The organism is Bifidobacterium saguinibicoloris (assembly GCF_019331725.1).
GTDB classification, from domain to species: domain Bacteria; phylum Actinomycetota; class Actinomycetes; order Actinomycetales; family Bifidobacteriaceae; genus Bifidobacterium; species Bifidobacterium saguinibicoloris.
This window is the reverse complement of the sequence record NZ_JAHBBF010000005.1, coordinates 17,638-31,625: the sequence shown is the minus strand read 5'-3', so window position 1 is coordinate 31,625 and position 13,988 is coordinate 17,638. Positions and strand designations below refer to the sequence as shown.

Genomic DNA, 13,988 nt, shown 5'->3' with positions numbered 1-13,988 from the left:
GTCGACGCACCCCGTGCCACGCGGGCGGATGCGTCTTTACGATTTCCTTACGTCGATATTGTAGGCCCATTGGCGGTCAAACGCCTTCGACGCCGCGGACGAGTTCGTTCGGTTCGGTTAGGATTGGTCCCAGTTGATGACCTTTCTTCCAAGGGGGATGGCAATGGCCGGCGTTCGTCATGCGGTCGTGGTGACACATACCCGGTTGCGTCGCAGCGGCACCGTGGTGTCCGATGTGGTGGGACGCCTGCGCGACGCCGGCTTCGACGTGTCGGTCGTGGACAATCTCGAGGCGCCCGCGTTCGACGTGCAGCCTCCCGTCGTGTCCGACGACACCGAGATCGTGGTGGTGCTCGGCGGCGACGGCACGATCCTGCGCGCCGCCGAACTCGTGCGCTGCACGCGCACGCCCATCCTCGGCGTGAACATGGGGCACGTCGGCTTCCTCGCCGAATTCGAGAGCTTCCAGATGGACGAGGCCATCCGGCGCATCGCCACCCGCGACTACTCCATCGACGAGCGCATGATCGCCCACGTGGACGTGTGGCTGCCCGGCGCCGACAGGCCCATCGAGAACTGGGCGCTCAACGACATCACGCTCGAACGCGCCGACCGCGGCAAGATGGTCGAACTGTCCATCAGCGTGGACGACGTGGAGATGAGCTCGTTCGGCGCGGACGGCGTCATCGTGTCCACGCCCACCGGCTCCACCGCGTACGCGTTCTCCGCCGGCGGCCCCATCATGTGGCCGAACGTCAAGGCCCTCCAACTGGTGCCGCTCGCCGCACACGCGCTGTTCGCCCGGCCCCTGGTCATCGGCGCCGACTCCACGTTCACCATCAGCATCCTCGACGACTCCATGTCCGGCGGGTGGATCTGCTGCGACGGCCGCCGCCAGCGCGCCCTGCCGAAGGGCACGCGCGTCGACGTGCGCGCCTCCCGCGGGACGCTGCGTCTCGCACGCCTATCCGGCGCGCCCTTCACCGACCGTCTCGTCACCAAGTTCGACCTGCCGGTCGTCGGATGGCGTGAGCAGGCTGCGCACGGCGGCCAGAGCCGCACGCAGCGCGACGGCGCCGACTTCCGTTCCGCCTACGCCGACCACGCCGACTACCATCGCCATGACGAAGACGCCGACGGCGCCGGAGCCTCGCCCGCGGACGGGGAGGCCCGCTGATGCTCGAGGAACTCTCCCTGCGCGACCTCGGCCCCATCCGCTCCGCCGTCATCACGCCGGCGCCTGGCATGACCGCCATCACCGGCGAGACCGGCGCCGGCAAATCCATGCTGCTCAGCGCGCTGTCACTCATCTCCGGAGGCCCCGCCAACGCCAAACGCGTGTCCGTGGGCGCCGCCGAGGCGTGGGCGCAGGGCATCTTCGCCGTCGACGACGAGGACGGTGCGGACGAACCCGCCGAAACCGACGGCGACGACGCCGACGAGGCGCTTTCCGGCGGCGCGCTCGCCATCGCCCGCCGCGCCGGCGTCGAACCGGAGGACGGCGAACTGTTCCTCGCCCGCACCGTACGCGCCACCGGACGCTCCCGCGCCGTATTGGGCGGCAGGACCGTGCCGCGCTCCGTGCTCGCCGCCGTCGCCGGCGAACTCGTCACCATCCACGGACAGGCCGAACAGTTGAGGATCGCCTCCGCCGCACGCCAACGCGACTTCCTCGACCACGCCGCCGGCGACGGACGTGAACTGGCCGCCTACCACGCCGCATGGCGCGAACTGGCCGACATGGACGCGCGGCTGGAGCGCCTGCGCTCGCAGGAGTCGTCCGCACGCGCGCAGGCCGACTATCTGCGTGAATCGGTGGACCGCATCAACGCCGTCGACCCGCATCCGGGCGAACTGGAGGAGCTCAAGGCGAAACGCGAGCGCATCGAGAACGCGGCCGACATCGCCGAAGGCGTATCCCGCGCGATCGGCGCGCTCGACGCCTCCCAGCTGGACATCGGCGACGTCGAGACGCCCGGCGCCTCCGACCTCATCACCCAAGCCGCGCAGGCGCTGCGCGGCATCCGCGTCTCCGACGGCGAATTCGGCGAACTCGCCGACCGTCTCGACTCCGTGAACACGGACCTCGCCGACATCGTCTTCACCCTGTCCGGCCACCTCGGCGAGGACATGGGGGAGACGGATCTGGACACGCTCAACGCGCGCATCCACGACCTCGACGAGCTCACCCGCCGTTGGGGGCCGTCCATCGAGGACGTGATCGCCTGGCGCGACAAGGCCGCGTTCGACATCGAGGACCTGGACGCCTCGCCGGAGAAGCTCGCCGAACTGGAATCCGAACGCGAACGGCTGCATGAGGCCGCCGCACAGGCCGCCGACGCGCTGTCCTCCGCGCGCGCCGCGGCCGCGAAGCGACTCGCCGCGCGCGTCACCGAGGAGCTGTCCTCGCTCGCCATGGACGGCGCGTCCCTTGAAATCCGCGTCACGCCGCGCTCCGGCGACGATGCGCTCGACGCGAACGGCGGCGACGACATCGCGTTCCTGTTCACCCCCTACGAGGGGTCGCCGCAGCTGCCGATGGGCAAAAGCGCATCCGGCGGCGAACTGAGCCGACTCATGCTCGCCCTCGAACTGTCCGCCGCGGACATGCACACGGCTCCGGCTGGCGCCTCCGCGCGTACTGACGGGGCAGGCGATGACGGCGATGACGGCGATGATGGGGCGTCGGCGCCGTCTGCCGGCATGACGTTCATCTTCGACGAGGTCGACGCTGGCGTCGGCGGCAAGGCCGCCGTCGAACTCGGCAGGCGTCTCGCACGGCTCGCCCGCAGCTCGCAGGTCATCGTCGTCACGCACCTCGCACAGGTGGCGAGCTGGGCGGACGCGCAGTTCGTCGTCACCAAGGAGCCGCCGGACGCGGACGACGACGATCTCGGCGTCGTCACCACCGTGAACGAGGTGCGGGACGACGCGCGCGTCCACGAGGTGGCGCGCATGCTCTCCGGCTCAGAATCCGAAGCCTCGCTCGACCACGCCCGCGAACTGTTGGAGGACTCCCGCCTATGACCGCCGCCGTCACCGATGCCGCCGTCTCCGTTCCGCGCCGCAGGGCCGCCATCTTCGATCTCGACGGCACGCTCCTCGACTCGATGGGCGTGTGGGACCAGGTCGACATCGATTTCCTCGCCAAACGTGGCATCGCCGTGCCCGACGACTACATGGCCAAGGTCGCACCCATGCAGTTCCGACAAATCGCCGAATACACGATCGCGCGCTTCGATCTGCCGGACACGCCCGAGGAGCTCATGGACGAGTGGGACGAGATGGCGCGCGTCGCCTACGCCACCACCGTCGAGGCCAAGCCCGGCGCGCTCGACTATCTGCATGACCTTCGCGCGCGCGGCGTGCGGCTCGGGGTCGCGACCTCCCTGCCGCCGCGTCTCAGGGAACCGGCGCTCGAGCATGTCGGCATGCTCGAACTGTTCGATGAGATCGTCTCCGTCGACGACGCGAACGACGTCGGCAAGGACAAGCCCGACGTGTTCCTCCTTGCCGCCGCCCGCCTCGGCGTGGAGCCCGCTGACTGTACGGTGTTCGAGGACCTGCTCGTCGCCGTCCGCTCCGCCAAATCCGTCGGCATGAAGGTCTGGGCCATGCACGACGACTCGTCTGACGCCGACTGGCCGGTCATCGTACGCGAGGCGGACGGCGTCCTCTTCGACTTCCGCGACGCCCCGCGCGACCTGTAGACCGGTTGCCGGACGTGCCCGTTCTGGCCGGGGCCGGACGTCGTGCGATGGCCGGCCCCGGCGGCGTTCGATCGACGCTCAGCGCACCGGCAGCAGGTCGGAGGGCCGCTCGGCCGCGTAGCGGCGGCGCTCCAGCTCCTCGCCCTCCTCGCGTTCGACGATCTCGGCGGCGATGCGGTCCGTGAGCCGCTTGATCGGCGCCTTGTAGATCACCTCGTCGTACCAGCGGTCGTTGCGTTCCACGGCGTCGGCCTCGCGGTCGACCTCGGTGAAGCCGAGTGATTCGAACATATGGCGGGCGCGCAGGTTGAACGACCACACCTTGACGGTGATGGTCTTCGCCCGGAGCTGTTCGGCGGCGAGACGGATGCCGAGCTTCATCGCCTGGCTGCCGTAGCCGCGGCCCTGGAAATACGGGCCGACGAGGATGCCCATCACGGGGTCGCGGTCCGGGTCCTCGCAGCCCCATGCGGAGATGTGGCCGATCGGGTTGCCGGACGGGTCTAGGATGGTGCGGCCGAAATGACGGTCGTCGTCGATGTCGCTCCATGCGTGGAACTGCTCGTCCACGGTGGAGGCGGGCAGCGCGTCGACGCTGATGCGGCACCCGTCGGCGATGGTGTGGTCGTTCCACCACTGCTCGAGCAGCGGGTAATCGGATGGTTCGGTCTTGCGCAAGGTAACGGCGTTGTCTGTCATGGTGGCTCCCTTCACGGCTCATTCTAAAGCCGGCGGAATCGGCGACATGGCCGTGTTTACCGGCAATTCACATGGGTTGCCGATGGTTGTCGGTCCCGGTCACGCGGTCTTCCTGCCGTAGAAGAAACCCCCTTGGTCGCGCGGAAGACGACCGAGGGGGTTTCGGGGATATGAGGGCCCGGCTACAGCGCCTTGGCGGCCTGCTCGACGAAGTCCTCCATGCCGTCGATCGGGACGACGGTGTCGAAGCGCACATCGGCCGTCTCGAGGCCGCGCAGCGCGGCCGGCGGGACCGTGCCCGTCTCCTTCGCCAGCACGTCCATGCATTCGAAATCGGTGCCGGTCGCGTCGAAGCCGAGGGACTCGTTGACGACGCGCGGGAACTTGTACGGGCTCGCGGTCGCGAGGATCACGCGTGGGGTCAGCGGATCGCGCGGCATCTGCTGCGCGACGAAGTACGCGCACGCGGTGTGCGGGTCGATGACGTAGTGGTTCTTCTCCCAGCAGTCGGCGATCATCGCGCGCACCTGGTCCTCGTCGGCCCAGCCACAGCCGAAGAACTTGCGGATCTTCGCGAGCAGGTCCTCCGGGATCTCGTACGTGCCCCAGTTCTTGAGGTCGTTCATCAGCATGGCGATGAGACGCGTGTCGCCATCGGACAGGTAGTAGAGCATGCGCTCCAGGTTCGAGGAGATGAGGATGTCCATCGACGGGCTGATCGTCTGGAAGAACGGGCGCTGGCGGTTGTACGTGCCGGTCGTGAGGAAGTCGAACAGCACGTTGTTCTTGTCCGAGGCGACCACGAGATGCTTGACCGGCAGGCCGAGCAGCTTCGCGTAGTAACCGGCGAGGATGTCGCCGAAGTTGCCGGTCGGCACCACGAACTCGACTTCGTCGCCCACGTTGATGACCTGATCGGCGAGCAGCTGCGCGTACGCGGAGAAGTAGTAGACGACCTGCGGCACGAGACGACCCACGTTGATGGAGTTCGCGGAGGAAAGCACGACGTGCGAATCCTCCGCAAGACGCCCGGCGAGCTCCTTGTCGCCGAAGATGCGCTTGACGGCCGACTGCGCGTCGTCGAAGTTGCCCTCCACGGCGGCCACGTTCACGTTCGAGCCGGTCTGCGTCGTCATCTGCAGCTCCTGGACCTGGCTCACCTTGCCCTCCGGGTAGAAGACGGTGATCGCGGTGCCCGGGGCGTCGGCGAAGCCGGCCAGCGCCGCCTTGCCCGTGTCGCCCGACGTGGCCGTCAGGATCATGATCTTCTCGTCCTTGTCGCCGTCGGTAGGCGTGGTGCGCGCCATGAAGCGCGGCAGGATCTGCAGCGCCACGTCCTTGAACGCGGAGGTCGGGCCGTTGAACAGCTCGAGGATGTAGTCCTCGCCGAGCGGCTTCAACGGGGTGATGCGCGGGTCGGACCACTGCTCGCCGTAGGCGGCGTCGATGCACGCCTTGAGCTCGTCCTCGCCGAAGTCGGGCAGCAGGGCGCCCAGCACCTCGGCCGCGATCTCCTGATAGGACTTGCCGGGCAGGGAGGCGACGTCCACCTTGGTCTTGCCCAGATCGTCCGTGACGAACAGGCCGCCGTCGTCGGCGATGCCCTTGCGGATCGCCTGCTTGGCGGTCAGCGCGTCGGTGGTGGAACGGGTGGAATGGAATGTGGTGGCCACGGCGGATCCTTAACTTGCAGAAGAGACGATAAACCACCCACCAGTCTACCGTGGACCCGTTCCATGACGGTGGACGTCCAATGGGTGAGATTCGTCATACGGCGGAAACAGGTTCGCCACAAACGCCCCGTACACTCGGCGCCCGAACGGCAAACCAGTCGTTACCCACACCGTCTAAGGAGCACGAATGACCGCTTCACCCCTCGCACAGAAAGCAACCGACGCGTTCAACGCGCCCATCAGCGCCGCCGATCCCGAGATCGCCGAGCTGCTCGACTCCGAACTGCGCCGCCAGCAGAGCGGCCTGGAGATGATCGCATCCGAGAACTTCGTGCCGCGCGCCGTGCTGCAGTGCCAGGGCTCCGTGCTCACCAACAAGTACGCGGAAGGCTACCCGGGACGCCGCTACTACGGCGGCTGCGAGTACGTCGACCAAATCGAGACCATCGCCCGCGAACGCGCCAAGAAGCTGTTCGGCGCCGAATACGTCAACGTCCAGCCGCACTCCGGCGCCCAGGCCAACGCCGCCGTCTACCAGGCGCTCGTCAAGCCCGGCGACACCGTCCTCGGCCTCGCCCTCGACCACGGCGGCCACCTCACCCACGGCATGAAGATCAACTTCTCCGGCAGGTTCTACCACGCCGAAGCCTACGGCGTGAACCCGGAGACCTTCCGCATCGACCCGGAGATCATCCGCCAGCGCGCCCTCGAGACCCACCCGGCCATGATCATCGGCGGCTGGTCCGCGTACCCGCGCATCGAGGACTTCAAGGCCATCAAGGAGATCGCCGACGAGGTCGGTGCCAAGTTCTGGGTGGACATGGCCCACTTCGCCGGACTCGTCGCCGCCGGCCTGCACCCGAGCCCCGTGCCGTACGCCGACGTCGTCTCCTCCACCGCCCACAAGACGCTCGGCGGCCCGCGCTCCGGCTTCATCCTCGCCAAGCAGGAGTATGCCAAGAAGCTCAACTCCTCCGTGTTCCCCGGACAGCAGGGCGGCCCGCTCATGCACGTCATCGCCGGCAAGGCCGTCAGCTTCAAGGTGGCCGGCACCCCGGAGTTCAGGAACCGCATGGAGCGCACCCTCGAAGGCGCGAAGATCATCGCCGAGCGCCTGCTCGCCGACGACGTCAAGGCCAACGGCATCTCCGTCCTCACCGGCGGCACCGACGTGCACCTGGTGATGGTCGACCTGCGCAACAGCGAGATGGACGGCAAGCAGGGCGAGGACCTGCTCGCCCAGTGCGGCATCACCATCAACCGCAACACCGTCCCGTTCGACCCGCGCCCCGCCTCCGTCGCCTCCGGTCTGCGCATCGGCGCCAGCGCGCTCGCCACCCGCGGCTTCGGACCGAAGGAATACGAGGAGGTCGCCGACATCATCGGCACCGCGCTCGCCGCCGGCCCGTCCGCCGACGTCGAGGCGCTCAAGGCCCGCGTCGACAAGCTCGCCGAGGACTTCCCGCTCTACCCGGACCTCGACCAGATCCACTGATCGGCCGAGCCGCCCACGGCCAGGCGCGGATCACGCCGGCGCATCCAGCAGGCTCCCCTCCACGGACGAGGGGAGCCTGCTCCCGTATCCGGGCGTATGTATCCGGCCCCGATGTACGCTACAGTTGGGGTCTATGACGAACAGGAGGAATCCATGGTGACATCGGTGTCGTTGAGGGTGCACAACCAGGTGTGCATGCGTGCCCTGCACGCCGCAAGCGCCCAGCGGGAACTGGCGCGGACGCATACCGACGCCAAGAACGCGCTGCTGAACGCCATCGCCGACGCGCTCGACGCGCGCGCCGGGGAGATCGCCGCCGCCAACGCCCTCGACATGGCCTCGTCGCGCGAGGCCGGCATGGACGAAGGCAAACTCGACCGCCTCCGCTTCGACGAACCGCGTGTCAAGGCCGCCGCCGAAGGCGTGCGGCACGTCGCCACCCTGCCCGACCCGGTCGGCGAGATCGTACGCGGCTACACCCTGCCCAACGGCCTGCGCCTCAACCAGACGCGCGTGCCGATCGGCGTCATCGGCATGATCTACGAGGCCCGGCCGAACGTCACCGTCGACGTCGCCTCCCTGTGCATCAAATCCGGCAACGCTGTCATCCTGCGCGGCGGCCACGCCGCCGAACGCACCAACGCGGCCACGCTCGCCGTCATAGGCGACGTGCTGGAGGAGCGTGGCTTCAGGCCGGGCCTCGTCGCCTCCGTCGACGAATTCGGCCGCGAAGGCGCCACCGCGATGATGGAGGCGCGCGGCTACATCGACCTGCTCGTGCCGCGAGGCGGCAGAGGACTCATCCAGGCGGTCGTCGAGAACTCGAAGGTCCCGGTCATCGAGACCGGAGCCGGCAACGTGCACATCTACGTGGACGCCTCCGCCGATCAGGACAAGGCCCTGCCTATCCTCATCAACGCCAAGACGCAGCGGGTCGGCGTGTGCAACGCCGCCGAGAAGCTCCTCGTGCACGCCGACGTCGCCGACGAATTCCTGCCGAAGGCCGCCGCCGCGCTGTTCGCGCACGGCGTGGTCATCCACGCCGACATCCGCGCGTACGAGGTCCTCGGGAAGGCGTTCCCCGAACAGGTCCGCACCGATGCGCAACCTGAGGGGCTGCTCTGCGTCGCCATGGACGAGGACTGGGACACCGAATACCTGGCGCTCGAAATCGGCGTCAAGGTCGTCGACTCGCTCGACGAGGCCATCGACCATATCAACGAACACTCCACCGGACACACCGAATCCATCGTCTCCGAGGACTACACGGCCATCGAGGAGTTCACCTCCCGCATCGACTCCGCCGTGGTCATGGTCAACGCGTCCACGCGTTTCACCGACGGAGGCGTCTTCGGCTTCGGCGCCGAACTCGGCATCTCCACGCAGAAGATGCATGCACGCGGCCCCATGGGACTGCGGGAGATGACCACCACGAAATGGATCGGCTACGGCATGGGACAGGTGCGCGCATGAGCGAAGGGAAGAGCATGGACGAAAGGACGAATGTGAACGAGACCGTGACGGACGCGACCGGTGCCGGCACGGAGCCTGCGAAGACCACGGAACCCGTCGCCCCGGACGACGGCATGAGCGTGCCCATCACCGAGCTGCGCACCGACCTCGACCTCGACGATCCGCGCTGCGGACTCAAGATCGCCGCCGAGCGCCTGAGCATCGTGCGTTACGTGTTCCTCGTGCAGATCGAGGACGGCATCGCCTCCGCATCCCAGCGCGCATCCCTCGAATACGCGGACGCCGTGCTCATCGGCTGGCCCGAGGAGGACGCGCCCGACGTGGTGGATCTGGACGAGACGCAGCTCAAGTCCGTGCGCTACCACATGGAGCTCATGGAGGACTACATCCGCCGCTTCTCCACGCTCGAACGCGAAGGCGACGTGGACGGCATGACCGACACGCTCATCCGCGTCACCGAGCGCGTGGCCGAGGTGCGCCGCATGTACCAGCCGGACTTCCCGCTGCCCACGTTCGCCGAGATCCGCCGCGTGGTGCAGGACGAATGGGACGAGGACATGGGCAAGATCGACCCGAAGGACGACGATCCGACGGCCGCGCAGATCGAACGGGAGACCGAACAGGAGGACGGGCAGGCCGCCCGCGGTGAGCGTCCCGACGACGCCGTCGCGGCCTCGGAACGCCCGGACGCGAAGCCGACGGCGGGTGATCGCGCGTGAACGCCGACGAACGCCGCATGTCCGACCTGTCCGCCGACTCGGTGCTCGCCGGCGCCAACGCGGCCAACGTGGGCGTGCCCGGTGCCGGGGGAGCGGGCGCGTCGGTCCCCTCCGAAGGCGCACGTTCGGCGGTGCGCCGCTCCGCGCGGGGCAACCTCCACGCCACCCCGCGCATCGGCATCATGGGCGGCACGTTCGACCCCATCCACAACGGCCACCTGGTCGCCGCCTCCGAAGTGGCATGGGTGTACGACCTCGACGAGGTGATCTTCGTCCCCACGGGCCGGCCCGTGTTCAAGCTCGACAAGCACGTCACCAACGCCGAGGACCGCTACCTCATGACGGTCATCGCCACCGCGTCCAACCCGAAGTTCACCGTGAGCCGCGTCGACATCGACCGTCCCGGCGTGACCTACACCATCGACACGCTGCGCGACATCCGCGCCCAGCATCCGGACGCCGAACTGTTCTTCATCACCGGCGCCGACGCCGTCGCGGAGATCATGCAATGGAAGGACGCGGACCTCATGTGGGAGCTCGCGCACTTCGTGGCCGTCACACGCCCCGGCTACTCCTCGCCCGAAGGGGTCAGGCTCCCCGAAGGCAAGGTGGACACGCTCGAGATCCCTGCGTTGGCGATCAGCTCCACCGACGTCCGCCGCCGCGCACGCCACGACGAACCCGTCTGGTACCTCGTGCCCGACGGCGTGGTCCAGTACATCGGCAAGCACGGGCTGTACCGGTAGCGGTCCGATTCCGCCGCTCGGCCGCGGGCGAACGCGTCCGAGGGCATTCCCGGGTTGTCTGTAGGGTGGAATCATGTCATTCTCAGATTTCCTCGGCATGTTCGACCCCGGATCCAACCCTCGCGGCCCGCGCGGTGCCCGCCGCGACGATGAAGGCCCGGACGACGACATCGTCATCGACGTGGAGGACGACGACGCCTCCCGTTCCGGCTCGCGTTCCGGCATGAACGGACGCGCCGGCAACCCGTACTTCCCCCGCATCACACGCAAAGGCTCCCGTTCGGGCGGGCACGGCGGGCGCGGCGGCGCGGGCTTCCGCCCCGGCACTCCGGGACGCGGCACGAAGATCCTCATCGGCGTGGTGGCGGCGCTCGCCATCTTCGCCGGCCTGTTCGTGGGCCTCACACAGTTCCTCACCGACCTCATGTGGTACGGCCAGCTCGGATTCCAGTCCGTCGTCTGGACGCAGCTGGGCGTGAAGGTGGGGTTGTGGGTCGCGTACGCGCTGCTCATGGCCGTCGTCGGCTTCGTGTCCGCATGGCTGGCCATCCGCGCCCGCCCCGACGCCGCCGACGGTTCGCGCGTGCGCGTCGACGGCGACGTGGTGGAGGTCGGCCGCACGGTCAGTTCGAAGACCGCGCGGCGCATCGCCGTGGCCGTCTCCGCCGTGGTCGGCGCGGTCTTCGGCGCGCAGTTCAACGCGAACTGGGCCGACGTGCTCCTCCTGTTCCACGCCCAGAGCTTCGGCGTGAAGGACCCGCAGTTCGGCATCGACAACGGCTTCTACGTGTTCGTCCTGCCCGGCCTGCGGCTCGTCATGTCCGCGGTCTCGATGCTGCTGCTCGTCGGCATCGTCTTCTCCGTCGTCACCAACGTGCTCATGGGCGGCATCCGTCTGACCATGCCGGTGAACGGCCGCGGCCTGTTCGCCATCACGAGGCGCGCCCGCCGCCAGACCGCCATCTGGCTCATGCTCAACCTGTTCGGCCTGTCCGCGCAGATGATCCTCGGCGTCTTCGCCCACCTCACACAGCAGGGCTCGCGCATCACCGGCGCCACGTACACCACGGTGAACGCCACCATCCCGGTCACGTTCGTCATGGCGGCGCTCGTCGCCATCCTCGGCGTGGTGCTCGCCGTCTGGCTCATGCGCTCGCACGCGCTCGAGGGCAGCGCGCCCATCGGCGTGCGCGCCTCCGCGGCGCTCAAGGCGTGGCGCACGCCCATCGCGGCCATCGCCGTCGTGGTCGTCGTCTCCATGGTCCTCACCATCGTCTGGCCCGCGCTCCTGCAGCGCTTCCGCGTCAACCCGAACGCGCAGGAGATGGAATCCACGTACATCCAGCGCAACATCGACGCCACGCGCGCCGCCTACGGCCTCGACAAACTCAAGACCGAGAACTACGAGGCCACCACCAAGGGCGAGTCCGGGGCGTTGAGCGCGGAGGGCGAGACCACCGCGCAGATCCGCCTGCTCGACCCGCAGGTCGTCTCCCCGACGTTCAAGCAGCTGCAGCAGTCCAAGCAGTACTACACGTTCGCGGACACGCTCGCCGTCGACAAGTACGAGATCGACGGCAAGAGCCAGGACACGGTCATCGCCGCGCGCGAGCTCGACCTCGACGGCAACGACAACCGCAACTGGGTCAACGACCACACCGTGTACACGCATGGCTACGGCGTCGTCGCCGCCTACGGCAACCAGGTGACCTCCGACGGCCAGCCGCGCTTCTTCGAATCCGGCATCCCCACCCAGGGCAAGCTCACCGAAAGCCAGAAGTACGAACCGCGCATCTACTTCTCGCCCAACATGAGCGAATACTCGATCGTCGGCGCGCCCAAGGGCACCGCCGCATGGGAGTTCGACTACCCGACCGGCTCCAAGGGCGCCACGAACACGTTCTCCGGCGACGGCGGGCCGTCCGTCGGCAACCTGTTCTCCCGGCTGCTGTACGCGATTCGCTTCGGCTCCGACCAGATCCTGTTCTCCGACCGCGTCACCAGCGCGTCGCAGATCCTCTACGACCGTTCCCCGCGCGAACGCGTCGCCAAGGTCGCGCCGTACCTCACGCTCGACGGCCGCGTCTACCCGGCTGTGGTGGACGGGCGCGTCAAGTGGATCGTCGACGGCTACACCACGTCCGACGCCTACCCGTACTCGCAGATGACCGACCTGGGCGACGCCACGCGCGACTCCACCACCGTCACGTCCTCCACGGTGAGCGGCCTGGGATCCCAGCAGGCCAACTACATCCGCAACTCCGTCAAGGCCACCGTCGACGCGTACGACGGCTCCGTGGACCTGTACGTGTGGGACCAGGACGACCCGGTCATCAAGGCGTGGGAGAGCGTGTTCCCCGGCCAGTACCACCAGCTGAGCGAGATCAGCGGCGACCTGATGAGCCACATGCGCTACCCGGAGAACCTGTTCAAGGTGCAGCGCGAGCTCCTCGCCAAGTACCATGTGACCTCCGCCAGCCAGTACTATTCGGGCGAGGACTTCTGGCAGACGCCGGTCGACCCCACCGAATCCCAGCAGGCGCAGGCGCAGGACATCCTCCAACCGCCCTACTATCTGACGCTGCAGACCGGCGGCACCAAGGAGCCGGTGTTCTCGCTGACCTCCTCATACATCCCCGCCGGCACGTCCACGCGCGAGATCCTCACCGGATTCCTCTCCGTGGACTCCGACGCGGGCGACGAGAAGGGCGTGATCGGCCCGAACTACGGCACGCTGCGATTGCAGGAGCTGCCGAAGGACTCCAACGTGCCCGGTCCCGGCCAGGCGCAGAACAACTTCAACGCGGACGCCGACGTGTCCAAGGAGCTGAACCTGCTGCAGTCCGGCTCCACGAACGTGGTGCGCGGCAACCTGCTCACCCTGCCGTTGGGCGGTGGCCTCGTGTACGTGCAGCCGGTGTACGTCAAGTCGTCAGGCACCACGTCGTTCCCGCTGCTGAAGAAGGTGCTTGTGGCGTTCGGCGACCAGGTCGGGTTCGCCGACACGCTCGACGAGGCGCTCGACCAGGTGTTCGGCGGTGATTCCGGCGCCTCGGCCGGCGATGCCGGCAATGCGTCCGGTTCGGGTTCGTCTGGTTCGTCCGATTCGTCCGGTTCGAATGAGGGTTCGGCGACGGGCGACGGTTCGACGTCCGGTTCCGGTTCGTCCTCGTCCGGGGAGGGGACCGATGCGTCCGGCGGTTCGGGTTCGTCCGGTGCGTCGTCCGCTGAGCTGAAGCAGGCGCTCGCCGACGCTTCGCAGGCGATGAAGGACGGTCAGGACGCGCTGAAGAAGGGCGATTGGACGGCGTACGGCGAGGCGCAGCAGCGTCTCGAGGAGGCGCTGGACAAGGCCGTCGAACTCGAGCAGTAGGGCGTCGTCGCCGCCGGCAGCCGTGCCGGCATGATTTGAGGCCGATTGTCGCGGGAACCTTCCGGCTCCCGCGACAATCGGCCTCCTGCGTTATGTGAGC

General features: G+C 68.1%; 10 protein-coding genes. 8 read left to right on the top strand and 2 right to left on the bottom strand.

The window, feature by feature from the left end; translation table 11 throughout:
- The first annotated feature begins 163 nt into the window (after positions 1 to 163).
- Genes KIH78_RS04760 through KIH78_RS04750 form a run of 3 tightly spaced genes read left to right on the top strand, consistent with a single transcriptional unit; the run spans position 164 to position 3,710 of the window.
- Complete coding sequence (locus KIH78_RS04760) at positions 164 to 1,177, top strand: NAD kinase (protein ID WP_236034421.1); 1,014 nt, start codon at positions 164 to 166, stop codon at positions 1,175 to 1,177.
- Positions 1,177 to 3,027, top strand: coding sequence for a DNA repair protein RecN (locus tag KIH78_RS04755; protein WP_219131486.1), 1,851 nt, complete (start codon positions 1,177 to 1,179; stop codon positions 3,025 to 3,027). Before KIH78_RS04760 ends, KIH78_RS04755 begins: the two co-directional genes overlap by 1 nt.
- Complete coding sequence (locus KIH78_RS04750) at positions 3,024 to 3,710, top strand: HAD family hydrolase (protein WP_219131485.1); 687 nt, start codon at positions 3,024 to 3,026, stop codon at positions 3,708 to 3,710. Before KIH78_RS04755 ends, KIH78_RS04750 begins: the two co-directional genes overlap by 4 nt.
- Before the next feature lie 78 nt (positions 3,711 to 3,788).
- On the opposite strand, the gene KIH78_RS04745 is transcribed toward KIH78_RS04750, so the two are convergent.
- Positions 3,789 to 4,409 (bottom strand): GNAT family N-acetyltransferase, encoded by a 621-nt coding sequence (locus KIH78_RS04745; protein ID WP_219131484.1) that lies wholly within the window; start codon positions 4,407 to 4,409, stop codon positions 3,789 to 3,791.
- A gap of 182 nt (positions 4,410 to 4,591) precedes the next feature.
- On the bottom strand, positions 4,592 to 6,082 hold the full coding sequence (thrC, locus tag KIH78_RS04740; RefSeq protein ID WP_219131483.1) for a threonine synthase: 1,491 nt from the start codon (positions 6,080 to 6,082) through the stop codon (positions 4,592 to 4,594).
- 187 nt (positions 6,083 to 6,269) lie between these two features.
- Here thrC and glyA point away from each other — a divergent pair, with 187 nt between their 5' ends.
- The 5 genes from glyA to KIH78_RS04715 all read left to right on the top strand — a co-directional run bounded on the left by glyA (position 6,270) and on the right by KIH78_RS04715 (position 13,888).
- Complete coding sequence (gene glyA, locus KIH78_RS04735) at positions 6,270 to 7,577, top strand: serine hydroxymethyltransferase (protein ID WP_219131482.1); 1,308 nt, start codon at positions 6,270 to 6,272, stop codon at positions 7,575 to 7,577.
- A 153-nt stretch (positions 7,578 to 7,730) separates the two neighbouring features.
- Positions 7,731 to 9,050 carry a glutamate-5-semialdehyde dehydrogenase gene (locus KIH78_RS04730; RefSeq protein ID WP_236034420.1) on the top strand — a complete coding sequence of 440 codons (1,320 nt, stop codon included), beginning with the start codon at positions 7,731 to 7,733 and terminating at the stop codon, positions 9,048 to 9,050.
- A gap of 113 nt (positions 9,051 to 9,163) precedes the next feature.
- Positions 9,164 to 9,769 carry a phosphoribosylglycinamide synthetase gene (locus KIH78_RS04725; RefSeq protein ID WP_236034426.1) on the top strand — a complete coding sequence of 202 codons (606 nt, stop codon included), beginning with the start codon at positions 9,164 to 9,166 and terminating at the stop codon, positions 9,767 to 9,769.
- A gap of 17 nt (positions 9,770 to 9,786) precedes the next feature.
- Entirely contained in the window at positions 9,787 to 10,515 is a 729-nt protein-coding gene (gene nadD / locus KIH78_RS04720) for a nicotinate-nucleotide adenylyltransferase (protein WP_219131480.1), read from the top strand.
- Between the two features lie 73 nt (positions 10,516 to 10,588).
- Positions 10,589 to 13,888 (top strand): UPF0182 family membrane protein, encoded by a 3,300-nt coding sequence (locus KIH78_RS04715; protein WP_219131479.1) that lies wholly within the window; start codon positions 10,589 to 10,591, stop codon positions 13,886 to 13,888.
- Positions 13,889 to 13,988 lie beyond the last annotated feature (100 nt).